The organism is Gordonia metallireducens (genome assembly GCF_021245825.1).
GTDB classification, from domain to species: domain Bacteria; phylum Actinomycetota; class Actinomycetes; order Mycobacteriales; family Mycobacteriaceae; genus Gordonia; species Gordonia namibiensis.
The window spans coordinates 1-23,571 of the sequence record NZ_JAJQJP010000037.1; the positions used below are offsets into that span (position 1 = coordinate 1).

A 23,571-nucleotide genomic window follows, 5' to 3' on the forward strand; every position below is an offset into this window, starting at 1 on the left:
CGCCAAGGCCGTGCTGGCCGCGGGGGCCGCCGAGCTGGGCGTCGCGCACATCGCCGAGGCCCGCGCACTGCGCGCCGCCGGCCTCGACGCCCCGATCACCGCATGGCTGCACGCCCCGGGTGCGGACTTCGCGGGCGCGGTCGCCGACCACATCGACATCGCCCTGTCCTCGGCCAGGCAGCTCGACGCGGTGGTCGCCGCCGCCCGGGCCGCCGGAGTCACTGCGCGCGTCACGGCCAAGGTCGACACCGGCCTCAACCGCAGCGGGGTCGCCGCCGACGAATGGGACGACTTCTCCGAGAAGATCGCGAAGGCGCACGCCGAGGGCGCGGTCACCGTCCGCGCGGTGATGTGCCACCTCGCCCGCGGCGACGAACCCGAGCATCCGCTCAACAGCGAACAGGCCGCCCGGCTCGACGCCGCGGCCGCCGACCTCGCCCGCCTCGGCGCGGCGCCCGAGATCATGCACATGGCGAACTCGCCTGCGGCACTGACCCGTCCGGACCTGGCGCGCGACATGGTCCGGCCCGGGATCGCCCTCTACGGCCGCACGCCGGTCCCCGAACTCGGTGACTTCGGACTCATCCCGGCCATGACGCTGACGGCTCGGGTCGCGCTGGTGAAGAACGTCGCCGCCGGCACCGGCGTCTCCTACAGCCACACCTGGATCGCACCGCACGACACCGTCGTCGCGGTCGTCCCCGCCGGCTACGCCGACGGGGTGCCGCGACTGCTGTCGGGTCGAATCCGGGTTCGCATCGGCGACCGACTGTTCGACGGCATCGGCCGTATCTGCATGGACCAGTTCGTCATCGACCTCGGACCCGACGGGTCCGGGGTGCGGGAGGGCGACGAGGTCGAACTCTTCGGCACCGGTGCCCGTGGTGGCATCACGGCCAAGGACTGGGCCGACGCCATCGGCACCATCGACTACGAGATCGTCTCCCAGGTCGGCAGCCGTGCGGTTCGACGCTACGTGAACGCGGTCGGCGATGAGGCGGTGGCCGACGAGTGAGCGGGGTGAGTGTGGTGGACGATTCCGAACGCGTCGGGCTGCTGGCCGGGGTGGCCGGTGTCGCCGCACTGGGCGGAATGGCGGCGATCGGTGCGGCGCGCAACCTCGCGCGCAAGAGCGTGGTCGGCAAGACCGACCCGCACGCCGACATCGACCTCACCACGATGTACGACGAGAACGCGCGAACCGTGACCACCGACGACGGCCTCGATCTCGCGGTCCGGACCATCGACCTCGGTGACGTCCCGAACGGCACGCCGCCCGAGCTCACCATCGTCTTCGTGCACGGGTTCAGCCTGCGGCTCGCGAGCTGGCACTTCCAATGCGAACAGCTTGCCGAGGAGTGGGCGGACCGCAACTACCGCTTCGTGTTCTACGACCACCGCGGCCACGGCGAGAGCGATCCCGCGCCGGCGGAGACCTGCACGATCGCGCAGCTCGCCGACGACGCCGCGGCCGTCATCCGCTCGACGGTGACCAGCGGACCCGTTGTGGTGGTGGGACATTCGATGGGCGGCATGACGGTGATGGGTCTGGCGCGCCGACACCCGGCGCTGTTCTCGTCCACCGGACCGGTTGCCGGGGTCGGTCTCGTCGCGACCGCCTCTCGGGGGTTGACCGAAGCGGGCCTCGGTGAGGGCCTCGGCAATCCGGTGGTCGACGCCTTCCGGCTGAGTGTTCGTCGAGCACCGCGCCTGGTCCAGGCCGGCCGCGGATTGACCCGCCAGGCCCTCGAACCGGTGCTCGTCGCGGCCAGCTTCGGTCCGGCGTTCTTCAGTCCGGCGCTCGGTAGCGCCGTGGAGAAGATGATCCAGTCCACGCCGATCGAGACCATCGTGAACTTCCTGCACGCCTTGGAGATCCACGACGAGTCGACGGCTCTGCCGGTGCTGGCGCAAGTGCCCACGACCGTCGTCTGCGGCGACAAGGACCGGCTGACACCCCTGCCGAACTCGGTGCGCATGTTCGCCCAGCTCGGTCCGGACTCCCGTCTCGTGGTGGTCAAGGGCGCCGGACACATGGTCCAGATGGAGGAACCACGATTGGTCAGCGACGCGATCGTCGACCTGGTGGACCGCGCCCGGGTCGCCCTGCCGGCCCCTCGTCGACGCTGGTGGAAGAGGCGGGCGAAGGCATGAGCCCCGAGGGAACGCACCCAGACCGAACACGCACCGACGGAATGCACACCGACGACATGCACACAGGCGACACGCACCCGACGCCGGTCACCGACCGCACCGGGACCCGCGAGTTGCCGGAGGTCGCCGACACCGAGGCGTTCGGCGCCGAACTCGCGACCGTGCTGTCCCCGGGCGACCTGGTGATCCTCGACGGTCCGCTCGGTGCGGGCAAGACCGCTCTGGCGCGTGGGATCGGCGCAGGTCTGGGGATCGAGGGCCGCGTCACGTCGCCGACCTTCATCATCGCGCGCGAGCACCGGCCGGGCCGTCCCGGCGGTCCGGCGATGGTCCACGTCGACGCCTACCGGCTCGGGCTGGCCGGTGACGACGGGGAAGGCGGCCTGGCGCGCGGCGGTCTCGACGAACTCGACGCCCTGGATCTCGACACCGAGCTGACCGACGCGGTCGTCGTGGTCGAATGGGGTGAGGGTGTTGCCGAGCGGCTGGCCCAGCGCTATCTCGTGGTGCGGTTGCGCCGCGACGTCGACACCGATGTGCGACATGTGGAATGGGAGTGGGTGACCGAGGAATGAGTTCCGCGGAACGAGGTCTCGACGCGGCGCGGACGGTGCTCGCGATCGACACCGCGACCGACTCGGTGGTCACCGGGATCGTCGAACTGAACGGCGAGACGGGCTCCGACGTGCGGGTGCTCGCCGAGCGCGTGATCACCGATCACCGCCGGCATGCGGAACTACTCACCACCCTGATCGCCGAATGCCTTGCCGAGTCCGGGATCTCCCGCGATGCGCTGGCCGCGGTGGTCGTCGGATGCGGCCCCGGGCCGTTCACCGGACTCCGTGTGGGCATGGCCACCGGTGCGGCCTTCGCCGACGCACTCGGCATCCCGGCGCACGGCGTGTGTTCGCTGGATGCGCTCGCCCTCGACACGACCCCGCCGGCCGGCCGCACCGACCTCCTCGTCGTCACCGACGCCCGGCGCCGAGAGGTGTACTGGGCGTTGTACCGCGACGGTGCGCGGGTGCGCGGACCCGAGGTCACCGCCCCGGCGACGGTCGCCGAGGAGTTGTCCCCGGTCTTCACCGCCGGCGAGGTCGGCGCGGCATCGGGTTCGGCGTCACATCTGGAACTGGTCGGCTGGACGGGAGCGCCACCGCAGGCCACCGTGCCGTCGGCTCGCGGACTCGTCGCGGCGGCCGCCCCCGCGATCATCGCCGGCGAGATCCCCGAACCCCTTGTGCCGCTGTATCTCCGACGCCCCGACGCGGTCGAGCAGAAGGCCCGGAAACTGGGAGCCCCGCGGTGACGGCACCGAATTTGATCATCGACGCACTGACCTACGGCGACATCCCGCAGTGCGCGGCGCTCGAGAAGCAGATGTTCGCCGAGGACTCGCCGTGGCCGGCATCGGCGTTCCGGGCCGAACTGAACGCGCCCTACAACACCTACTTCGCGGCGCGGGAACGTGCGGGCGGGGAGGTCATCGGCTACGCCGGGATCTCCACGCTCGGTCAGCCCGACGCCTACGAGTGTGAGATCCACACGATCGCAGTCGATCCCGCCCATCGCGGGCGGGGGATCGGCAAGGCCCTGCTCGAGGCGATGCTGACGGTGGCCGACGCCGTCGACGCGCCGGTCTTCCTCGAGGTCCGCACCGACAACGACGTCGCGATCACCCTGTACTCCCGGCACGGCTTCAGCACCGCCGGAATCCGCCGGAACTACTATCAGCCGTCCGGCGCGGATGCCTACACGATGTTGCGGGTCCCGAGCTCGGGGCGGCCGCTCGATCCCGAGGAGGGCCCGGCGTGATCGTCATGGGCATCGAGAGTTCCTGCGACGAGACCGGGGTCGGGATCGTGCGCTGGACGCCGGCCGACGGTGACACCCCCGGTTATGTGACGCTGCTCGCCGACGAGGTCGCTTCTAGCGTCGACGAACACGCCCGCTTCGGCGGTGTCGTCCCCGAGATCGCCTCGCGCGCACACCTCGAGGCCATCGTGCCGACGATGCGTCGCGCCCGTGAGGCCGCCGGCATCGACCGGCCCGACGCCATCGCCGTCACCATCGGTCCCGGGCTCGCCGGTGCGCTGCTCGTCGGTGTCGCCGCGGCCAAGGCCTATGCGCTCGCCTGGGACGTGCCGCTGTACGCGATGAACCACCTCGGCGGCCACGTCGCGGTGGACACCCTCGAGCACGGCCCGATGCCCGAGTGCGTGGCCCTGCTCGTGTCGGGCGGACACACCCATCTGCTGCACGTCACCGATCTCGCCGAGCCGATCGTCGAACTCGGCACCACGGTCGACGACGCGGCGGGGGAGGCCTTCGACAAGGTCGCCCGACTCCTCGACCTCGGTTTCCCCGGTGGTCCGGCCCTCGACCGTGCCGCGCGCGAGGGGGACCCGAAGGCCATCGCGTTCCCCCGTGGGATGACCGGACCGCGCGACGCCCGCAACGACTTCTCGTTCAGCGGTCTCAAGACGGCGGTGGCGCGGTATGTGGAGAAGTGTGTGCGCGACGGGGTGACGGTCCCGGTGGCAGACGTCGCGGCGTCGTTCCAGGAGGCCGTCGCCGACGTGCTCACCATGAAGGCGGTCCGTGCGTGCGGCGATCTGGGGGTCGACACCCTGGTCCTCGGCGGCGGAGCCACCGCCAACTCGCGCATCCGGTCGCTCGCCGAGGAACGCTGCGCGGCCGCCGGGATCACGCTGCGCGTGCCCAAGCCGCGACTCTGCACCGACAACGGGGTCATGATCGCAACCCTGGGTGCACATGTGATCGCCGGAGGGGCGGCGCCGTCGCCGCTCACGGTGGCCTCCGACCCGGCGATGTCGGTGCGCGTGAGTCAGCTCTGAGCCGACTCCGGTGGTCCCCACGTCCCTGAGCTGTGATCGCGGCGAGCGAAACTCCGGCATTTTGCACCCTCCACCCTTGAGTGCTGGCACTCGCACGTATAGAGTGCTAGTCGGCGCTGAGTGAAGCCTCGGACACCCGCGACGACGAGGTTTTGTCCCAGGGCCATGAACGTGCAGATTCTTTCTCAGTACGAAAGTTGAGGACTCACATCGTGGCGAGCGTGAACATCAAGCCGCTTGAGGACAAGATCCTGGTGCAGGCCGTCGAGGCCGAGACGACCACCGCCTCGGGCCTGGTCATCCCGGACTCCGCCAAGGAGAAGCCGCAGGAAGGCACCGTCATCGCCGTCGGCGAGGGTCGGGTCACCGAGCAGGGCAACCGCGTCCCCGTGGACGTCAAGGAAGGTGACACCGTCATCTACAGCAAGTACGGCGGCACCGAGATCAAGTACGCCGGCGAGGAGTACCTGATCCTGTCGGCGCGCGACGTCCTCGCCGTCATCGGCAAGTAGGACTCGGGCCACACAGACCCCGCGAGTCGTCTCGTGACTCGACGCACCGCCCCGGCTCCCCGTGCAGGGGTACCGGGGCGGTGTGCGTTGTGCCGGACGACTCCCGCGAAGAAAGAGATTCATGGCCAAGCAGATTGAATTCAACGAAGTAGCGCGCAAGGCGCTCGAGCGAGGCATCGATCAACTCGCCGACACCGTGAAGGTCACCCTCGGCCCCCGCGGCCGGCACGTGGTGCTCGCCAAGGCCTTCGGCGGCCCGAGCGTCACCAACGACGGCGTCACCATCGCCCGGGACATCGACCTCGAGGATCCTTTCGAGGACCTCGGTGCCCAGCTGGTGAAGTCGGTCGCCACCAAGACCAACGACGTCGCAGGCGACGGCACCACCACCGCAACCGTGCTGGCGCAGGCGATGGTCAAGGCCGGTCTGCGCAACGTCGCCGCCGGTGCCAACCCGATCGCACTCGGTCAGGGCATCAGCAAGGCCGCCGACGCACTGAGCGAGGCCCTCCTGGCCGCGGCGACCCCGGTCGACGGCGAGCAGTCCATCGCCCAGATCGCCACCGTCTCCTCGCGTGACGAGGAGATCGGCCAGATGGTCGGCAAGGCGATGAGCGTGGTCGGTGCCGACGGCGTCGTCACCGTCGAAGAGGGCTCGGGCCTGCAGACCGAACTCGACATCACCGAGGGCGTGCAGTTCGACAAGGGCTTCCTCTCGCCGTACTTCGTCACCGACGTTGACAGCCAGGAAGCGGTCCTCGAGGACGCGCTCGTGCTGCTGTACCGCGACAAGATCAGCTCGCTGCCGGAGTTCCTGCCGCTGCTGGAGAAGGTCGTCGAGGCGGGCAAGTCGCTGCTGATCGTCGCCGAGGACGTCGAGGGCGAGCCACTGTCGACCCTCGTGGTCAACTCCATCCGCAAGACCATCCGCGCCGTCGCGGTGAAGTCGCCCTTCTTCGGTGACCGTCGCAAGGCGTTCATGGAGGATCTGGCGGTCGTCACCGGCGGCACCGTGGTCACCTCGGACGTGGGCCTCTCCCTGTCGACCGTGGGTCTGGAGGTCCTCGGCTCGGCGCGTCGTGTCGTCGTCACCAAGGACGCCACCACGATCGTCGAGGGTGCGGGCACCAAGGAGGCCATCGCCGGTCGCGCCGCGCAGCTGCGTCGCGAGATCGAGGAGTCGGACTCCGACTGGGACAAGGAGAAGCTCGCCGAGCGTCTGGCCAAGCTGGCCGGCGGCGTCGCCGTCATCCGCGTCGGTGCGGCCACCGAGACCTCGCTCAAGGAGCGCAAGCACCGCGTCGAGGACGCCGTCGCCGCGGCCAAGGCCGCGGTCGAGGAAGGCATCATCCCCGGCGGCGGTTCGGCCATCGTCCAGGCATCGAAGGTGCTCGACGAGCTCGCCGCCTCGCTCACCGACGACGAGGCGCTCGGCGTCCGCGTGGTCCGGGACGCCGCCAAGGCCCCGCTGTACTGGATCGCCTCCAACGCAGGTCTCGACGGTGCCGTGGTGGTCTCCAAGGTCGCCGACCTCGGCAAGAACGAGGGCTTCAACGCCGCGAGCCTCACCTACGGTGACCTCGTCGGCGAGGGCATCATCGACCCGGTGAAGGTGACCCGTTCCGCGGTCGTCAACGCCGCGTCGGTCGCCCGGATGGTGCTCACCACCGAGACCGCGATCGTCGATCAGCCCGCGGAGGAGCCGGCCGGCCACGCCGGACACGGTCACGCCCACTGATCTGAGCGCGTCGCTTCGGTAGACACAACACAGGAGCCGGGCATCCTCTGCGGATGCCCGGCTCCTGCGTCGTTCGCGGTGTGCCGAGGTGGCCCTATCGCCGGCGGCTACGGACGGCTCAGCTCGCCATGCGGCGGCCCACGCCGCGCTTCATCAGGATGCTGCGCTCGGACTCGGAGAGCCCGCCCCAGATACCGTAGGGCTCGGCCACGGCGAGTGCGTGCTCGCGGCACTGCGCGATGACGGGGCACTGGTGGCACATCTCCTTGGCCCGGCGCTCACGCTGGGCGCGCGCACGGCCGCGTTCACCGTCAGGATGGAAGAACATCGCAGAGTCGACGCCGCGGCAGAGGCCGGACATCTGCCAGTCCCAGATGTCTGCATTGGGGCCGGGAAGATGGTTGGGCTGAGGCATGGCAGCTGCTCCTTGTCTAGGGCCGCACCGAGGTGCGCGGTGGAGAAACGTCGATTTCCTGCAACGCTGTGGCTCACATTAAGCGGGCCTGAGAAATGGCGTCAATACCGCCGGAATCGGCCATCCGCCGGGTGAAAGTCTCGGAAATGTTAACGGCGCGTTAGATGAACCGAAGGTGCTAGCACAATGCCTGACAGCGGTCGCCATGCCCTCTGACCGGACGAAAGGAATGGTCGATGACCTGCAATGATCGATCGAATCGTCATTCGTTCGAAGGGCGCGTGCGCGCCGACCGGCAAACGACGACCATGTCAACGGTTAACACCGAGGAAATCTTCTTCTTATCCGCCGGTGATCTGGTCTCAGGATTAACGTTGGGAATCGTTCGTTAAATTCATGCAAACCAAAAGGGCTGTAGTGATCAAGACCACTTCACCGGGCCTCGACACGGCCTCTGAACTGCGCTGGAAGGCTGCAGTCGAGGCGGGAGGCCGTGGTGAGTACGCCGCGGCGCTCACCGATCTGGCGCGATTGGGCGTGGACGTGAGGTCCGCGCACGGGTCGATGCCGCGCGAACCGGAGGCTGCGGCACTGCTGTCACTGTGCCGCAGCACGACGGCCTCCCTGTTGCGGCAGGGCGGGCGCCACGATCTTGCGCAGGGGCTCGACGGTCTGGCATACGCGACGGTCGCGAAGGTGGGTCCGGCACGGAGCATCGATCCGGGCGTCGACCCGGTACGCGCGGCGCGGGCCGACGCCCTCATCGGACTCGCGGCGGACAACCTCGGTCTCTTCCGTTTCGGAGTATCGGGGCGGTTGCTCGAACGCGCGCGGGAGCTGCTGTCCTCGGAGGGCCGGGCCTCGTCAGGCCGTGTGGACTGGCTCACACACGGACGGTGCCGACTGCGCTGGGAGTGGGTCAGTGCCGAACTCGGCCTCTACTCCGGAGACGCCGCAGCGGGGCTGTCCCACGCGGAGGCCGGCACCGCGCTCGTCCGGCACCTGTCCGGCGACTCCGGTGTGCCGGCGCGACACCGCGTCAAGACCTCACTCATCCACGCGGCGGCGCTCGCCGGTGTGGGGGAGATCGAGGTGTCGACCGCCCGGGCCCGCGAGGTCGTCGTCGACGCAGGTGAACGCGGTCTGCTGCCCCTGGAGTGGGCGGGACTGAGCCTCCTGACCGGCATCGGTGCGGCGTCGGCCTCCGAGGAGAAGAGGTACCGGGACCTTCGCGCCACGCTGATCGGCAAGGGCATGGCACTGAAGCCCGAGGGCTGATGGCTAAGGTGTTTGAGGGTCTGCCTCGGCGTTGACGTGACGTCCAGGGGTGTCGGGGCCCGTAACAGGACCGGCTCACAAGCGGTCAACCGATCTGTAACACGGGGATTCCTACACGCGATGAAGTTGACAGGTGGTGAGTTGGACGACGCCGTCCGGGCCGCGGGCCAGGGCGATCGTTCAGCTCTCACATCAGTCCTCGAAAGCGTGCAGGAACCGATCCTGCGCTATTGCCGAGGACGAATCGGAATCGGAGAACGCCATCTGTTCTCCGCAGATGACATCGCGCAGGAGGCCTTGATGGCGGTGATGACCGCGCTGCCCCGTTATCGGGACCAGGGCAAGCCGTTCATGGCCTTCGTCTATGGCATCACCTCACACAAGGTCGCCGACGCCATGCGGGTCGCCGCCCGGGTCAAGTCCGATCCGGTGGAGGACGTGCCCGAGGTCGGACACGTCACCGGCGGGCCGGAACAGTTCGCCCTCGACGCCGACGGCAACAGGCGGATGCGCGCCCTACTCGACATACTTCCGGAGAAACAGCGCGAGGTGCTGGTACTCCGGCTCGTCGTCGGCATGTCAGCCGAGGAGACGGCCCAGATGATCGGAAGCACCGCAGGAGCGGTTCGCGTCGCCCAGCACCGGGCGTTGGCGAAGTTGAAGGACGAGTTGAAACGGACAGGAGGTCACGATGAGCGAAGGATCTGACTGGCGCCATCGTCGCTCCGTCCACGGGCGTGAGCAGCTCAACCGTCCCGGTCAGCCGCCGGCCCACGGTCGAGGTTCCGGCCCGAGCGGCCCGTCCACCGGTGGCCCCGCGTCCGCCGGCGACGACCTCGAGCACGACCTGAGCGCGCCCGGCGGGGAATCGCTGGACCTCTCCGAGGTCGGCTTCGACGAGAACTTCCTCGAGGCGCTCGCCCACGACGCCCCCGTCCCCACGCGCGACGACACGGAATACGAACTCGCAGAACTTCTCTCGGGCTGGCGCAACGAGGTCGTGTCGACCCCGGTGCCGGAGCTCGTCTCCGTCGACGACGTCGAGCGGGCCATCGAGAGCACCGAACGCGCGAGTCGTGGCCGCCGTATGGTGCGGCACCTCCGCGTCGTGTCCGGCGCGGCCGCGATCGTCATCGTCGCGGCAGCCGGCCTCACCGTCATGTCCGAGGGCTCGCAACCGGGTGACCCGCTGTGGGGCGTCAAGCAGGTCGTGTTCGCCGAGGCCGCTTCCGAGACCAAGGCAGCCCACGATGTGCGCGGCAACCTCGAGCGCGCCGAGGCCGCCATCGCCGCCGGCGACACCGCCGCGGCCGCGAGCTTCATCGCCAAGGCCCAGGACAGCATGGGGCCGATGCGTGACAAGGACACCCGCGAGGAGATGTCGGACTGGATGAACCGGCTCCGTGCCGGGGCCGGTTTGCCGTCCACCCGGGAGGCGACGTCGTCGGCCGATCGGTCGGAGCCCGCGGTTACCGAGTCGGGTGAGCCGACCACCAAGCCGGATGTACGTAAGCGGTCCGAGCGCCCGTCGCCCTCCGACATCTCCGTGACCACCGCGCCCACGACCGAGGTGCCCGCCCCGGTCGAGGAACCCGGTCAGAGCGAGCCGACCGTCCCGTCGAGCCCGCCCAGCGAGCCGACCGAGGAGGTGCCGTCGACGAGTTCGTCGATGACGCGGACCCCGGCCGACTTCCCGGCGTTCCCGTGGACACCGCCGCCCGGCGTCGACGCCTCCGAGGGGCGTCCGCGCTAGCCCGCACCAACTGCACAGACAACTGCGCCCGTACCGAGATCGGTACGGGCGCAGTCGTATGAGAGGGAGAGGTGTCCGAGACCGCCCCGGGTCAGCGGCCTTCGTCGTAGTGGTTGCGGGCGTCGGCGTAGCCGCGGCAGTAGTCCCAGGTGACGTAGGCGTCGGGGCGCGGGTCGACGGCCGGCTCGTGCGGCCGGACGGTGCCGTCGATGAGGAGCTGGATCAGGTTCGCGCGGAGCATGTCCCAGTCGTGGTAGTGGTCCTCGTGGCAGTCGTCGCAGACGACGACGAGGCCCCGGACGCCGCGATGGGCGAGTAGCGCCTCGTAGACGGCGAGGTCGGCCAGGTCCTCTTCGACCGCCAGCCGCTCGTTCTCGTCCAACGGGATGCCCGGCTCGACGCTGTCCGATGCGGAAGCGGGGTCGCTCGGGTCGTCGGCGAACGGATCCGGCGGGAGGCCGGGTGGGAGGTGGTCACGCACACCACCACCGTAGCGGATTCCCGGCCTGTCACGCCTTAGGCCTTCGAAGGTATTCAGGCGATATACGGCGGGCGTGGGGGAGGCGGGAACGCCGCCCCTGGATACGGTCGTCGGTACCGTAGTGCACGTGTGACGATCGCCGCATCGGGCGAGTCGATACGATGGACCGATGACGCATGTTCGCACCGGTGGAGACGATCCCGGCAAGGTCGCAATGCTCGGCCTGACCTTCGACGACGTCCTGTTGCTGCCCTCGGCCTCGGACGTGATCCCCAGTGAGGTCGACACCTCCTCGCGGGTCACCAAGAACGTGACCCTGCGCGTGCCGCTGGTGAGCTCGGCGATGGACACCGTCACCGAGTCTCGCATGGCCATCGCGATGGCGCGCGCCGGCGGTATGGGCGTGCTGCACCGCAACCTCTCCATCGAGGCACAGGCGGCCCAGGTCGAGACCGTCAAGCGATCCGAGGCCGGCATGGTGACCGACCCGGTCACCTGCTCGCCGACCCACACCCTCGCCGAGGTCGACGCGATGTGTGCGCGGTACCGCATCTCCGGCCTGCCCGTCGTCGACGACAAGGGCGAGCTGATCGGCATCATCACCAACCGCGACATGCGCTTCGAGGTCGACCAGAACCGTCCGGTCGCCGAGGTCATGACCAAGGCCCCGCTGATCACCGCGCAGGAGGGTGTCTCCGCCGAGGCCGCCCTCGGCCTGCTGCGTCGCAACAAGATCGAGAAGCTGCCGATCGTCGACGGCAACGGTCGCCTCACCGGTCTGATCACCGTCAAGGACTTCGTCAAGACCGAACAGCACCCGAACGCCACCAAGGACTCCGACGGCCGTCTGCTCGTCGGTGCGGCCGTGGGCACCGGCGGACCCCAGTGGGACCGCGCGATGGCGTTGACCGATGCCGGCGTCGACGTGATCATCGTCGACACCGCCCACGCACACAACCGCCTCGTGCTCGACATGGTCGCCAAGCTCAAGGCCGAGGTCGGCGACCGCGTCGATGTGGTCGGCGGCAACGTCGCCACCCGTGAGGCCGCACAGGCCCTCATCGACGCCGGTGCCGATGCGGTGAAGGTCGGCGTCGGACCGGGCTCCATCTGCACCACCCGCGTCGTGGCCGGCGTCGGCGCACCGCAGATCACTGCGATCCTCGAGGCCGTCGCCGTCTGTCAGAAGGCCGACATCCCGGTCATCGCCGACGGCGGTCTGCAGTACTCGGGCGACATCGCCAAGGCCCTCGCGGCCGGCGCGTCGACCGCGATGCTCGGTTCGCTGCTCGCCGGCACCGCAGAGGCGCCCGGCGAGCTCGTGCTCGTCAACGGCAAGCAGTTCAAGAGCTACCGCGGCATGGGTTCGCTCGGCGCGATGCAGGGACGCGGCCAGGCCAAGTCGTACTCCAAGGACCGCTACTTCCAGGACGACGTCCTCAAGGAGGAGAAGCTGGTCCCCGAGGGTATCGAGGGTCGGGTGCCGTTCCGCGGGCCGCTGTCCCAGGTGATCCACCAGCTCGTGGGTGGCCTGCGCGCCGCGATGGGTTACACCGGGTCGTCGTCGATCACCGATCTGCAGACGGCGCGGTTCGTCCAGATCACCGCGGCCGGGCTCAAGGAGTCGCATCCGCACGACATCACCCTGACGACCGAGGCACCCAACTACTATTCCCGCTGACATCCCCCCCGGTGTCCCCGGTCCGTTCGGGCCGGGGACACCGTAGGGTCGATGTGCAGCTGAACTCCCCAGAAAGGCGCACTGGTGCGTGACCTCGTCGAAATCGGCATGGGCCGGACGGCCCGACGGACCTACGAACTGGACGACATCAGCATCGTCCCGTCCCGTCGGACCCGTTCCTCCAAGGACGTCTCCACCGCGTGGCAGATCGATGCCTACCGGTTCGAGTCGCCGATCCTGAGCCACCCGACCGACGCGCTGGTGTCGCCGTCGGTGGCCATCGAGCTCGGCAAGCTCGGTGCGCTCGGCGTCATCAACGGCGAGGGACTGTGGGCACGCCATCGCGACGTCGACGCCAAGCTCGAGGAGTTGGCCGCCATCGCCGCCGGCGATCCCGATCCCTATGCCGCCGTGCGACATCTGCAGAAACTGCACGCCGCACCCCTCGACAGCGGACTGCTCGCCGAGGCCGTGGCGCAGGTGCGCGACGCCGGTGTCACCACCGCGGTCCGCGTCAGCCCGCAGCACGCGCCCGAGCTGACCCCGGCACTGCTCAAGGCAGGTGTCGAGCTGCTCGTCGTGCACGGCACGATCATCTCCGCCGAGCACGTCGCCCAGGTCGACGGCGAGGGTGCCCGCGAGCCGCTGAACCTCAAGACCTTCATCGCCGATCTCGACATCCCGGTGATCGCCGGCGGCGTGCACGACCATCGCACGGCGCTGCACCTGATGCGTACCGGCGCGGCCGGCGTGATCGTCGGTTACGGCTCGGCCGCAGGTGCGACCACCACCGGTGAGGTGCTGGGCATCGGCGTGCCGATGGCCACCGCCATCGCCGATGCGGCCGCCGCCCGCCGCGACTACCTCGACGAGACCGGCGGGCGCTACGTCCACGTCATCGCCGACGGCGACATCCACAACTCCGGCGATCTGGTCAAGGCCATCGCCTGCGGTGCAGACGCCGCCGTGCTCGGCACGCCGCTCGCCGCCTCGGCATCGGCTCCCGGCGGTGGTTGGTACTGGCCGTCGGCCGCTGCCCACCCCGACACCCCGCGCGGTGCGCTCCTGCAGGTCGCCGGCAACGCCGACCGTCCGAGCCTCGAGCGTGTCCTCAACGGTCCGTCCGACGACCCGTTCGGCGAGCTGAACATCGTCGGCGCCCTGCGTCGCGCGATGGCCAAGGCCGGGTACTGCGACCTCAAGGAGTTCCAGCGAGTGGGGTTGTCCGTCCACGCCTGATGCTCGCCGGCACACTCGCTCCCTGAGTAGCGTCCGGAGCTTGCGGCGGACGCGTATCGAAGGGTTAGGGTGACCTGGGTCATCCCATGTGACAACGACCATTAGCATGGTCTGCATGGGTGTGAAGAAGCGATCCGACAGCTCTACGGATTTCGACGTCCTCATCGTCGGCTCCGGTTTCGGCGGCAGCGTGAGCGCGCTGCGCCTCGTGGAGAAGGGCTACCGCGTCGGCGTCATCGAGGCGGGTCGCCGCTTCGACGACGACGAGTTCGCGAAGACCAGCTGGCGTCTCAACCGCTGGCTGTGGGCCCCGAAGCTGGGCCTGTACGGAATCCAGCGCATCCACGCTCTCAAGGACGTGATGATCCTGGCCGGTGCGGGTGTGGGCGGCGGTTCGCTGAACTACGCGAACACGCTGTACAAGCCGCCGACGCCGTTCTTCACCGACCCCCAGTGGAACCACATCACCGACTGGGAGGACGAGCTCACGCCGTACTACGACCAGGCACGGCGGATGCTCGGTGTGGTCAAGAACCCGACCATCACCTCCTCGGACCGGATCGTCGCCGAGGTGGCGGAGGAGATGGGCGTCGGCCACACCGTGACCGCCACGCCCGTCGGCGTGTTCTTCGGTGCGAAGACCGGATTCGCCGGCGCACCCGGCGAGACGGTGCCCGACCCGTACTTCGGCGGCGCGGGACCCGATCGCACCGCGTGCACCGAGTGCGGTGCCTGCATGACCGGCTGTCGCGTCGGCGCCAAGAACACGCTGCTGAAGAACTATCTCGGACTCGCAGAACGCAACGGCGCCACCATCATCGACCGGACGACGGTCGACTCGCTCGTCCAGCGCGCCGACGGCTCGTGGGAGGTCGGGACGCACCACTCGTCGTCGTGGGGGCCGCTGGGACAACGCAAGCGCACCTACACCGCCGGACAGGTGATCCTCGCCGCCGGAACATTCAACACCCAGCGTCTGCTGCACCACGCGAAGTATTCGACGCTGCCGCAGATCTCGGATGCGATGGGGCAACTGACGCGCACGAATTCGGAGTCGATCCTGGGCGCGATGGGGTCGCGGATCGATCCGGAGAACGACTATTCGCGCGGCGTCGCGATCACCTCGTCGTTCTATCCGGAGCCGAACACCCACATCGAGCCGGTGCGATACGGCAAGGGCTCCAACGCGATCGCGTATCTGCAGACGTTGCTCACCGACGGTGGCACGCGTCGCAACCGGTTCGGTCAGTTCCTCAAGCAGGTCGCGAAGAACCCGTTCCTCCTGGTTCGGCTGCTCGTCGTGAAGCAGTGGAGCGAGCGCACGGTGATCGCACTGGTCATGCAGAACAACAACAACTCGCTCACGACCTTCGTGCGCAAGCGGGGTCCGCTGCGCTATGTCACCAGCAAGCAGGGGCACGGCGAACCGAATCCGACGTGGATCCCCAAGGGCAACGAGGCGACCCGCCGGATCGCCGCCAAGATGAACAGCGGTATCGCCGGCGGCACCTGGGGCGACATCTTCAACATGCCGCTGACCGCCCACTACCTCGGCGGCTGTGCCATCTCCGACGACCCGTCGACCGGCGTCATCGACCCCTACCAGCGCGTGTGGAACTACCCGACGCTACACATCACCGACGGTGCATCGATCTCGGCGAACCTCGGTGTGAACCCGTCGCTGACGATCTGCGCCCAGGCCGAGCGTGCGATCGCGTTGTGGCCGAACAAGGGTGAGGACGACCGCCGACCGTCGCAAGGGGAGGGCTACCAGCGCATCGATCCCGTGGTGCCCGCCGCTCCGGTGGTCCCGGCGGACGCTCCCGGCGCGCTGCGCCTGCCGATCACGCCGGTCAACCGGCCTGCCTGACGGGATTTCGTAGAAGAAATGCGGACATAGCGCGCATTTCTTCTACGGATCGCGGGGGTCAGTCGAGGCCGCGGGCGGTGAGGGTGTCGGCGAATCCGTCGGCAGTGCGCAACGCGGCCAGCACCACCGGCGCGACGAGGATGCGGGGTCCGGGTCGGAGCCCGCGGGCCTTGCGCGCCTCGTCGACCTCGCGCACCACCTCGACCATCAGCGGGATCGCACGGATGGTCAGCGCCAACGCGATGGCGATGAGGTCGGTGCGGACGCCCACGTGGCGCAGGGGGCTCAGACCGCGGACGATCGCGTCGAGCATGTCGGTGGTGCGGGTCGTCAGCGTGACGACCGTGGCGAGCGCGACCGACAACGCCAGCAACCCGCAGATCACCACGGCGCGCCGCCAGTCGGTGAAGATCACCTGGAAAACGAAGATGAACAACAACATCCAGAGCAGGGGTCGCAGCTGCTTCCAGGCCTCACGGGGACCGATCCCGGCGAGCGCGAAGGTCGCCGCGACCGCGAGCGCCGCGATCCCCAGCGTGGGCAGCGTGCGGACGGTCAGCGACATCACGAGGATCGCCACGGCCATCGCGACGAACTTGACCCCCGGCGAGAGCCGGTGCAGCAGGGTGTTCCCGGGACGGTAGACGCCGAGGACGTTCACGACATCAGTGTGCGGTAGTAGGCGAGCGCCGGCGCGGGCTCGTCGTCGGCGACCACCCGGCCGTCGTCGATCACGATGACGCGGTCGAATCCGTCGAGGATGTCGAGATCGTGACTGACGACGATGAGTTGCTCGTCGAGCGTCGCGAAGACGTCGGTGAGCATGCGGGTGTTGCGGAGGTCGAGAAGCGTCGTCGGCTCGTCGGCGACGATGATCGCCGGGTCGGTCACGAAGATCGACGCCAGCGCGAGGAGTTGCTTCTGCCCGCCGGACAACCGTTGCGCGGGATGGTCGGCGTGCGCGCCCAGCCCGAACCGGTCGAGCACCTCGAGGGCCCGGGCCGCGCGCTGCTTCTTGGCGAGGTCGGTGCGCCGCAACGACAGTTCGATGTCCTCGATGACCGTCGGCATGATGATCTGCCGGTCGGGGTCGGAGAAGATGAACCCGACGCGGCGTCGGACCTCACGTTTGTTGCGGGAGACGTCGAGGCCGTCGACGGTCACCGTGCCCGACCCGGGCACGACGAGCGCATTGATCATCCGCGCCAGCGTCGACTTCCCGCTGCCGTTCGCCCCGACGATGCCGATCCGGTTCTCGGTCAGATCCAACGAGACATCGCGCAGCACGACCCGGTCGTCGTAGGCATGCGAGACGTTCGTGAACTCGATCATCGGAGCGGGGCGATCGCGGAGCGGCTCAGCTGCCGGCGGCGGTGCGCCGGGACAGTCGGAGCGGCTCGATGAGGCCGGGGCGACCGCGATGGATCTGTGCGGCGACCAGCGCGGCGACGACGACCTTGAGAACGTCGCCGATGATGAACGGTCCGTTCGACGTGATCGCCGCCCACACCGTCAGGTCGGTGCGCAGGACCAGTCCGAGCACACCGAAGAGGTAGAGGACGAACATCCCGCCCAGTGCGTTGATCCCGATGCCCCAGAGCACGCGGTAGCGCGGCTTGTCGCCGACGGACATCATCGCCGCGGTGAGCACGCCGATCACGATGACCGCGGGCAGGAAGCCGACGAAGTAACCGGCGGTCGGCGAGGCCAGCGCGGTCAGGCCGCTGCGTCCGCCCGACAGGATCGGTAGTCCGGCGATGGCCAGCACCATGAAGATGACGACCGCGAGGGTGCCCTTCTTGGGCCCCAGGACGGCTCCCGCCAGGATCACACCCAGGGTCTGGAACGTGATCGGCACGCCGCTGGTGCCGATGTTGATGGTCCCGGGCAGGCCGAGCGCGGCGATCAACGCGGCGAAAACGGCGGCCTGGGTGAGATCGCCGATGCTCAGCGACCATGCGGAGGTGCGGGGAGATGCAGTCATGTCGGTGTCGAAGTATTTCACGTCGTGGTCGACCACTAGACTCGACCGGGTGACAGACTCTTCTGCTGAGGATTTCCTCGAGGGCCCGCGGCCCGTACTCGTCCTCGACTTCGGAGCGCAGTACGCGCAGCTGATCGCACGAAGAGTGCGTGAGGCCCGGATCTACTCCGAGGTGATCTCCCACGACGCGCCGCTGGCGAAGATCCAGGAGAAGAACCCGGTCGCGATCATCCTCTCGGGCGGACCGGCGTCGGTGTACGCCGAGGACGCCCCCGAACTCGATCCCGCCGTGTTCGACCTGGACGTCCCGGTCTTCGGCATCTGCTACGGCTTCCAGGCGATGGCCGCGAAGCTGGGTGGCGAGGTCGCCAACACCGGTGGCCGCGAGTTCGGTCGCACCACCCTGACGGTGAACGGTGAGGGCATCCTCCACCAGGGCCTCTCCGACACCCAGCCGGTGTGGATGAGCCACAACGACGCGGTGCAGCAGGCCCCGGAGGGCTTCACCGTCACCGGTTCGACGCCGGGCGCCCCTGTCGCGTCGTTCGAGAACCTCAAGCGCCGCATGGCCGGCGTCCAGTACCACCCCGAGGTGCTGCACACCCCGCACGGCCAGCAGATCCTGACCCGCTTCCTCTACGAGGTCGCCGGTCTGGAGGCCACCTGGACCGCGGCGAACATCGCCGACGCCCTCATCGATGCGGTCGCCGATCAGATCGGCGACGGCCGGGCGATATGCGGTCTGTCCGGCGGCGTCGACTCCGCGGTGGCCGCCGCGCTGGTGCAGCGCGCCATCGGCGACCGCCTCACCTGTGTCTTCGTCGACCACGGACTGCTCCGCGCCGGTGAGCGCGAGCAGGTCCAGCACGACTTCGTCGGTGCGACCGGCGCCAAGCTCGTCACCGTCGACGCCGCCGACAAGTTCCTGAAGGAACTGTCCGGTGTGAGCGACCCGGAGACCAAGCGCAAGATCATCGGCCGCGAGTTCATCCGCTCCTTCGAGGGGGCGGTGAGCGAGGTCCTCGGCGAGGAGGCCGAGGCAGGGGAGAAGGTCGACTTCCTGGTCCAGGGCACCCTGTACCCCGACGTCGTGGAATCCGGTGGCGGCAGCGGCACCGCGAACATCAAGAGCCACCACAATGTCGGCGGCCTGCCCGACGACCTCGAGTTCAGCCTCGTCGAGCCGCTGCGCCTGCTGTTCAAGGACGAGGTCCGCGCCGTCGGCCGTGAGCTCGGCCTGCCCGAGGAGATCGTGGCACGCCAGCCGTTCCCGGGTCCGGGTCTCGCGATCCGCATCGTCGGCGAGGTGACCGCCGATCGTCTGGAGATGCTGCGCAAGGCCGATCTCATCGCCCGTGAGGAGCTGACCGCCGCCGGTCTCGACGCCCAGATCTGGCAGTGCCCGGTGGTGCTGCTCGCCGACGTCCGAAGCGTCGGCGTCCAGGGCGACGGCCGCACCTACGGACATCCGATCGTGCTGCGTCCCGTCTCGAGCGAGGACGCGATGACCGCCGACTGGACCCGCGTGCCCTACGAGGTCCTCGAGGTCATCTCGACGCGCATCACCAACGAGGTCCCCGACGTCAACCGCGTCGTCCTCGACGTGACTAGCAAGCCGCCGGGCACCATCGAGTGGGAATGACCGAACACGATCAGGCCGGCGTGGACTTCACGCCGGCCTGATCGCATTCACCCCTCGTCCCTCATCCCCGGTTTCGTGTTCCGGAGATGATGAGGATCAGGCCGATGAGCAGTCCGATGCCGACGGCCGCCCAGCCGAGGTTCGCCGCGTCGGGGAGTGCCGGTCCGCCGGCGAGCCCCCACCCCGCGACGGCCAGGGCCGCGATGCCCACGACCCCCAATCCCGGTGCGCGGTGGGTCGATTCGGTGTAGTCGTCGGCCACGTTCGGGCCGCTGTCGAGTTGCTCGTTCATCGGATGACCCGAACCTCTCCCATGCCGGTGTGTGCGTCGATCTCGAGGACTGGACCGTCCGTGCCGTCACGGCCACCGTCGAGTCCGTCGGGGCAATCGATGTCGCCGATGCCGGTGTCGCAGGTGACGCGGACGTTCATGTTCTCGGGCAGCGCGACCTCGATGACGCCCATCCCGTTGCGCAGTTCCACCCGTCGGTCGGCGGTGAGGTCGATCTCCCGCAGGTCGAGGGTCATCTCGCCCATCCCGAGGGTGTACTCGGGCTGGATGTCATTCTCGCTCAGCGGCTTCCAGTTCCGGTCGCCGGCCCCGCCGGTGGGCAGGGTGACACCGGAGACCGTGGTGGTCACGATGGTCGCGACACCCAGCAGGATGGCGACCGGCAACAGGCCGGTGCTGTGCTCACCGGTGCGTCGACGCAGCGTCGCGGCCAGCACGAGGCCGGCACCGACGACCGCCAGACACAGGGACAGGATGCGCGGCACGGTGAACCAGTCGACCCCCGCCTGATGCAGGGCGGTCCCGATCGCTCCGACGATGACCGCCAGCCCGAGGACGATCAGCGTCAACGGGGAGCGGCGACGCCGCTGCTCGACCGGCTTCGCCGGTGTGGCGGGTTCGGGTAGGTCCCAGGCGAACGGGGCCACACCCAGCGGATCCCAGGAAGGTGGGGAGGTGTCGACGTCGTCGGAGGCGGGCGCCGGGGTCGGCAGGGGCGACCAGCGCTGCGTCCCGTCCGATGCGGTGTCGACGTCGCTCTTGGTCATGGAGATCTCCTCTGTGCCAGCGGGGTTCGCCGTTGCCTCCGTGGTGGGGTTCTCGCTCGTCGCCGGAGCCGGTTGTGTTCCGGTGTCGGACGCGGGTTTCTGCAGGTCGACGTTCGGTGCACTCGTGGCGGTAGGCGTGTTAGCCGGGCCACCGGTGATCCCGGTGCCGGCCATGGCGCGCGGGACCCAGCGTTCGAACTGTCCCGCCGTCGGCGGGGGCACGACGACGTCGGTGACGGCGACGGTGTCGATGCTGGTACCGGGCGGGGGAGTCGGGGTGCGCAGGTGGAGCAGGTACCACCCGCCGAGCATGAGGATCGCGCCGACCAGGCCGCCCGACCCCCAGGTGCGGTTCGGGCCGACCGAGGTGACGATGACGATCGCGAGGACCGCCAGCACGATGAACTGCGGATTGCCCCACGGCGGTCCGTGGCGTCGGTGACCGCGGTGCCCGGTGGTCGCGGCGCGTACCGCCTCGGCGTGGGCTCGCTGCCGGCCCGGGAACGCGATCCACGCCGCGAGGTACAGGATGAGCCCGCTGCCGCCGAAGAAGGCGGACACCACGAAGGCGATCTTCACGAGCGTGGGATCGACGCGGTAGCGGGCGGCGATGCCGCTGCACACGCCGGCGATGGTCCGGTTCTCCGGACGGTAGGGGCGTGTCGACCACATCTCCCTGATCTGACTCTGGAACTCCTTGGTGTCCATGGCGATCATCGTGCTCTGCCGAGTGCCCGCCGCACATCGGGTGATCCCCTGATTTCCGCCCGGGGTTGATCGGGGATGCGACGCTCGACCCCGAGATCGCGGGCACAGAAACAGGGGTGAACCCCGATGTCCGGATTCGCCGCCCGTGGGAACATCGAGGTGTGAGTGGAACGGAGGTGGAGCCTGCCCCGCGGCTGGTCCGACGGGACGGCGGCCGGGTGGTCGCCGGGGTCGCCGGTGGCATAGCCGACCATCTGGGGGTCGACGTCTTTCGCGTCCGGATCGTGTTCGTGGTGCTCGCCGCGCTGGCCGGGGCCGGGGTCGCGGCCTACGGTCTGCTCTGGTTCTTCTGCCCGCCCGGCAAGGACACCGCACCGCCCGCACCGGGCGAACGCAGGCAGTCCCTCGGACTCGCGGTGATCGGGCTCGTGGCGATGTCGGTCGTCGGCTTCGCCGCATCGGGCACGCCCGCGGAGTATCTGGTTCCGTTCGTCTTCATCGCCATCGGCGCGAGCCTGGTGTGGCGCGAGTTCGACACCTCGCATCGTGCGCCGCGCGCTCCGCTGCTGACCTGGACACGGCTGATCGGCGGTGTGCTGCTGGTGGTCGGCGGGCTCGTGGTGATCGTCCTCGCGGGCGACCGCAGCTTCGGCGGACTCAATTCGACGATCCTCGCGGTGGTGGCGACCCTGATCGGCGTCGTACTCCTCACCGTTCCGCTGTGGATGCGGATGTGGCGGGCACTCAACGAGGAACGTGCTGCACGCATCCGCAACGCCGAGCGCGAGGAGATCGCCTCGCACCTGCACGATTCGGTGCTGCAGACCCTCGCCCTCATCCAGAAGAAGGCGCATCGCCCGGAGGAGGTCGCGCGCCTCGCCCGAAGTCAGGAGCGTGAGCTGCGTGCGTGGCTGTTCGGCGACCCCGCCCAGGAACGCGGCTCGCTCGCCGCGGCGCTGCGCAGCGTCGGCGCGGAGGTCGAGGACGCGTACGGGGTCGACGTCGAGATCATCACCGTCGGCGATCTTCGCCCCAGCGACGCACGCGATGCCAAGCGCTGGTCGGCGCTGGCGGGTGCGACCCGTGAGGCGCTGGTCAACGCGGCGAAGCATTCCGGTGAGCGCACCGTCGACGTGTACAGCGAGGTGACCGAGGACCAGGTCGAGGTGTTCGTCCGCGACCGCGGCGTCGGCTTCGACCCGGACGTCATCGACGAGGATCGGCAGGGCATCAGCCGGTCGATCCGGGCACGGATGGAACGCATGGGTGGCCGCGTGTCGATCACCTCGAACCCCGGGCGCGGTACCAACGTCGCGCTGACGATGCCGCGCATCGACGGTGTGTCGGTGGTCGAGGAATCCGGCGGCACCGCGGCATCCCCGGTAGAACAGCAGGCAGAGAACGAACCGACGGACGACCGGAAGGTGAGATGACCCCCGAGCAGACCCCGAACCCGACGGACACGACGACCGACGCCCCGGCGTCGACCTACACCGTGTACCTCGTCGACGACCACGCCGTGTTCCGCTCCGGGGTGCGCGCGGAACTGGCCGACGAGTCGGGACTACGCGTGGTCGGGGAGGCGGGCACCGTGCCGGAGGCCATCGCCGGAATCGTGTCCACCGCACCGAATGTGGTGCTCCTCGACGTCCACATGCCCGCCGGCGGCGGGGTCGCGGTGTTGCGGGGCGTCCTCGACCGGCTCGGCGCCGATGCCGAGAACGCGCCGGTCTTCCTCGCCCTGAGCGTCTCCGACGCCGCCGAGGACGTGATCGCGACGATCCGGGCCGGCGCCCGGGGGTATGTCACCAAGACGATCGACGGCGCCGAACTCGCCGATGCGGTGCGCCGGGTCGCGGAGGGTGACGCGGTGTTCAGCCCTCGGCTGGCCGGGTTCGTGCTCGACTCGTTCACCGGGAAGTCGTCGGCCCCCGAACCTCCGCTGGATCCCGAACTCGACTCCCTCACCCGCCGTGAACTCGAGGTGTTGCGGCTGCTGGCCCGCGGTTACACCTACCGGGAGATCGCCGAGGAACTCTTCATCTCGATCAAGACCGTCGAGACGCATGCGTCGAACGTGCTGCGCAAGACCCAGCAGTCCAACCGGAACGCGTTGACCCGCTGGGCGGCCACGCGCCACATCGGCTGATCCCGCGGGAGCGTTTACCTCCCGCGGGCGCTATCCCATAAGCGGGAGGG

Annotated in this window: 24 protein-coding genes; 17 read left to right on the plus strand and 7 right to left on the minus strand. The window is 69.1% G+C overall.

The annotated features are described in order from the left end of the window. The 8 genes from alr to groL form a co-directional block, all read left to right on the plus strand. Window positions 1–1,015: alanine racemase (gene alr / locus LQD00_RS15335; protein WP_232718042.1), on the plus strand; the 1,015-nt coding region annotated here is incomplete at its 5' end. Then, window positions 1,012–2,154: an alpha/beta fold hydrolase gene (locus LQD00_RS15340; protein WP_232718043.1), complete on the plus strand. Its 1,143-nt coding sequence runs from the start codon at window positions 1,012–1,014 to the stop codon at window positions 2,152–2,154. The genes alr and LQD00_RS15340, both read left to right, overlap by 4 nt. Before the next feature lie 56 nt (window positions 2,155–2,210). Continuing rightward, window positions 2,211–2,729 carry a tRNA (adenosine(37)-N6)-threonylcarbamoyltransferase complex ATPase subunit type 1 TsaE gene (gene tsaE, locus LQD00_RS15345; RefSeq protein WP_232718044.1) on the plus strand — a complete coding sequence of 173 codons (519 nt, stop codon included), beginning with the start codon at window positions 2,211–2,213 and terminating at the stop codon, window positions 2,727–2,729. Beyond that, entirely contained in the window at window positions 2,726–3,463 is a 738-nt protein-coding gene (gene tsaB / locus LQD00_RS15350) for a tRNA (adenosine(37)-N6)-threonylcarbamoyltransferase complex dimerization subunit type 1 TsaB (RefSeq protein ID WP_232718045.1), read from the plus strand. Before tsaE ends, tsaB begins: the two co-directional genes overlap by 4 nt. Next, complete coding sequence (rimI, locus tag LQD00_RS15355; RefSeq protein WP_232718046.1) at window positions 3,460–3,969, plus strand: ribosomal protein S18-alanine N-acetyltransferase; 510 nt, start codon at window positions 3,460–3,462, stop codon at window positions 3,967–3,969. Before tsaB ends, rimI begins: the two co-directional genes overlap by 4 nt. Further along, window positions 3,966–5,012: a tRNA (adenosine(37)-N6)-threonylcarbamoyltransferase complex transferase subunit TsaD gene (gene tsaD, locus LQD00_RS15360; RefSeq protein ID WP_232718047.1), complete on the plus strand. Its 1,047-nt coding sequence runs from the start codon at window positions 3,966–3,968 to the stop codon at window positions 5,010–5,012. The genes rimI and tsaD overlap by 4 nt, the downstream gene beginning before the upstream one ends. Before the next feature lie 212 nt (window positions 5,013–5,224). After that, entirely contained in the window at window positions 5,225–5,524 is a 300-nt protein-coding gene (groES, locus tag LQD00_RS15365; protein WP_004019185.1) for a co-chaperone GroES, read from the plus strand. A gap of 121 nt (window positions 5,525–5,645) precedes the next feature. Further along, on the plus strand, window positions 5,646–7,262 hold the full coding sequence (gene groL, locus LQD00_RS15370; RefSeq protein ID WP_232718048.1) for a chaperonin GroEL: 1,617 nt from the start codon (window positions 5,646–5,648) through the stop codon (window positions 7,260–7,262). A 118-nt stretch (window positions 7,263–7,380) separates the two neighbouring features. Here groL and LQD00_RS15375 read toward each other — a convergent pair whose 3' ends face one another. After that, entirely contained in the window at window positions 7,381–7,677 is a 297-nt protein-coding gene (locus tag LQD00_RS15375) for a WhiB family transcriptional regulator (RefSeq protein WP_004019187.1), read from the minus strand. A gap of 417 nt (window positions 7,678–8,094) precedes the next feature. On the opposite strand from LQD00_RS15375, the gene LQD00_RS15380 reads away from it, so the two are divergent. The 3 genes from LQD00_RS15380 (at window position 8,095) to LQD00_RS15390 (ending at window position 10,708) form a co-directional block, all read left to right on the plus strand. After that, complete coding sequence (locus LQD00_RS15380; protein WP_232718049.1) at window positions 8,095–8,955, plus strand: hypothetical protein; 861 nt, start codon at window positions 8,095–8,097, stop codon at window positions 8,953–8,955. Window positions 8,956–9,075: 120 nt separating this feature from the next. Next, the gene (locus tag LQD00_RS15385) at window positions 9,076–9,663 is read left to right on the plus strand and encodes a sigma-70 family RNA polymerase sigma factor (protein WP_232718050.1); all 588 of its coding nucleotides are present in this window, start codon (window positions 9,076–9,078) and stop codon (window positions 9,661–9,663) included. Continuing rightward, on the plus strand, window positions 9,647–10,708 hold the full coding sequence (locus LQD00_RS15390) for an anti-sigma-D factor RsdA (RefSeq protein WP_232718051.1): 1,062 nt from the start codon (window positions 9,647–9,649) through the stop codon (window positions 10,706–10,708). The genes LQD00_RS15385 and LQD00_RS15390 overlap by 17 nt, the downstream gene beginning before the upstream one ends. Window positions 10,709–10,799: 91 nt before the next feature. Here LQD00_RS15390 and LQD00_RS15395 read toward each other — a convergent pair whose 3' ends face one another. Further along, complete coding sequence (locus tag LQD00_RS15395) at window positions 10,800–11,189, minus strand: DUF5319 domain-containing protein (protein ID WP_232718052.1); 390 nt, start codon at window positions 11,187–11,189, stop codon at window positions 10,800–10,802. A 169-nt stretch (window positions 11,190–11,358) separates the two neighbouring features. Here LQD00_RS15395 and guaB point away from each other — a divergent pair, with 169 nt between their 5' ends. From guaB to LQD00_RS15410, 3 genes are all read left to right on the plus strand, one after another. Further along, window positions 11,359–12,870, plus strand: coding sequence for an IMP dehydrogenase (guaB, locus tag LQD00_RS15400; RefSeq protein WP_232718053.1), 1,512 nt, complete (start codon window positions 11,359–11,361; stop codon window positions 12,868–12,870). A gap of 84 nt (window positions 12,871–12,954) precedes the next feature. Beyond that, on the plus strand, window positions 12,955–14,109 hold the full coding sequence (locus LQD00_RS15405; protein ID WP_232718054.1) for a GuaB3 family IMP dehydrogenase-related protein: 1,155 nt from the start codon (window positions 12,955–12,957) through the stop codon (window positions 14,107–14,109). Between the two features lie 115 nt (window positions 14,110–14,224). After that, a complete protein-coding gene (locus LQD00_RS15410; protein WP_232718055.1) occupies window positions 14,225–15,979 on the plus strand; it encodes a GMC family oxidoreductase N-terminal domain-containing protein in 1,755 nt (584 codons plus the stop codon). A gap of 58 nt (window positions 15,980–16,037) precedes the next feature. Here LQD00_RS15410 and LQD00_RS15415 read toward each other — a convergent pair whose 3' ends face one another. Genes LQD00_RS15415 through LQD00_RS15425 form a run of 3 tightly spaced genes read right to left on the minus strand, consistent with a single transcriptional unit; the run spans window position 16,038 to window position 17,963 of the window. Beyond that, window positions 16,038–16,640, minus strand: a complete 603-nt coding sequence (locus LQD00_RS15415) for an energy-coupling factor transporter transmembrane component T family protein (protein ID WP_232718056.1) — start codon at window positions 16,638–16,640, stop codon at window positions 16,038–16,040. Further along, on the minus strand, window positions 16,637–17,311 hold the full coding sequence (locus tag LQD00_RS15420; RefSeq protein ID WP_232718057.1) for an energy-coupling factor ABC transporter ATP-binding protein: 675 nt from the start codon (window positions 17,309–17,311) through the stop codon (window positions 16,637–16,639). Before LQD00_RS15420 ends, LQD00_RS15415 begins: the two co-directional genes overlap by 4 nt. A gap of 25 nt (window positions 17,312–17,336) precedes the next feature. Beyond that, the gene (locus LQD00_RS15425; RefSeq protein WP_154882784.1) at window positions 17,337–17,963 is read right to left on the minus strand and encodes a biotin transporter BioY; all 627 of its coding nucleotides are present in this window, start codon (window positions 17,961–17,963) and stop codon (window positions 17,337–17,339) included. A gap of 49 nt (window positions 17,964–18,012) precedes the next feature. Here LQD00_RS15425 and guaA point away from each other — a divergent pair, with 49 nt between their 5' ends. Next, on the plus strand, window positions 18,013–19,605 hold the full coding sequence (gene guaA / locus LQD00_RS15430) for a glutamine-hydrolyzing GMP synthase (RefSeq protein WP_232718058.1): 1,593 nt from the start codon (window positions 18,013–18,015) through the stop codon (window positions 19,603–19,605). Between the two features lie 61 nt (window positions 19,606–19,666). Here guaA and LQD00_RS15435 read toward each other — a convergent pair whose 3' ends face one another. Further along, window positions 19,667–19,897 (minus strand): hypothetical protein, encoded by a 231-nt coding sequence (locus LQD00_RS15435; protein ID WP_232718059.1) that lies wholly within the window; start codon window positions 19,895–19,897, stop codon window positions 19,667–19,669. After that, on the minus strand, window positions 19,894–21,381 hold the full coding sequence (locus LQD00_RS15440) for a PspC domain-containing protein (RefSeq protein ID WP_232718060.1): 1,488 nt from the start codon (window positions 21,379–21,381) through the stop codon (window positions 19,894–19,896). Before LQD00_RS15440 ends, LQD00_RS15435 begins: the two co-directional genes overlap by 4 nt. Window positions 21,382–21,533: 152 nt before the next feature. Between LQD00_RS15440 and LQD00_RS15445 the strand changes: the two genes are divergently transcribed. Both LQD00_RS15445 and LQD00_RS15450 read left to right on the plus strand, forming a co-directional pair. Further along, window positions 21,534–22,805, plus strand: a complete 1,272-nt coding sequence (locus tag LQD00_RS15445) for an ATP-binding protein (protein ID WP_232718061.1) — start codon at window positions 21,534–21,536, stop codon at window positions 22,803–22,805. Next, a complete protein-coding gene (locus LQD00_RS15450) occupies window positions 22,802–23,521 on the plus strand; it encodes a LuxR C-terminal-related transcriptional regulator (protein ID WP_232718062.1) in 720 nt (239 codons plus the stop codon). Before LQD00_RS15445 ends, LQD00_RS15450 begins: the two co-directional genes overlap by 4 nt. The last annotated feature ends 50 nt before the right edge of the window (window positions 23,522–23,571 follow it).

Coding starts and splice junctions, on each gene's coding strand:
- tsaE (WP_232718044.1), top strand. CDS start 2,211: ATGCACACAGGCGACACGCACCCGACGCCGGTCACCGACCGCACCGGG.
- tsaB (WP_232718045.1), top strand. CDS start 2,726: ATGAGTTCCGCGGAACGAGGTCTCGACGCGGCGCGGACGGTGCTCGCG.
- groL (WP_232718048.1), top strand. CDS start 5,646: ATGGCCAAGCAGATTGAATTCAACGAAGTAGCGCGCAAGGCGCTCGAG.
- LQD00_RS15375 (WP_004019187.1), bottom strand. CDS start 7,677: ATGCCTCAGCCCAACCATCTTCCCGGCCCCAATGCAGACATCTGGGAC.
- LQD00_RS15385 (WP_232718050.1), top strand. CDS start 9,076: ATGAAGTTGACAGGTGGTGAGTTGGACGACGCCGTCCGGGCCGCGGGC.
- LQD00_RS15390 (WP_232718051.1), top strand. CDS start 9,647: ATGAGCGAAGGATCTGACTGGCGCCATCGTCGCTCCGTCCACGGGCGT.
- guaB (WP_232718053.1), top strand. CDS start 11,359: ATGACGCATGTTCGCACCGGTGGAGACGATCCCGGCAAGGTCGCAATG.
- LQD00_RS15410 (WP_232718055.1), top strand. CDS start 14,225: ATGGGTGTGAAGAAGCGATCCGACAGCTCTACGGATTTCGACGTCCTC.
- LQD00_RS15420 (WP_232718057.1), bottom strand. CDS start 17,311: ATGATCGAGTTCACGAACGTCTCGCATGCCTACGACGACCGGGTCGTG.
- LQD00_RS15425 (WP_154882784.1), bottom strand. CDS start 17,963: ATGACTGCATCTCCCCGCACCTCCGCATGGTCGCTGAGCATCGGCGAT.
- LQD00_RS15435 (WP_232718059.1), bottom strand. CDS start 19,897: ATGAACGAGCAACTCGACAGCGGCCCGAACGTGGCCGACGACTACACC.
- LQD00_RS15440 (WP_232718060.1), bottom strand. CDS start 21,381: ATGATCGCCATGGACACCAAGGAGTTCCAGAGTCAGATCAGGGAGATG.
- LQD00_RS15450 (WP_232718062.1), top strand. CDS start 22,802: ATGACCCCCGAGCAGACCCCGAACCCGACGGACACGACGACCGACGCC.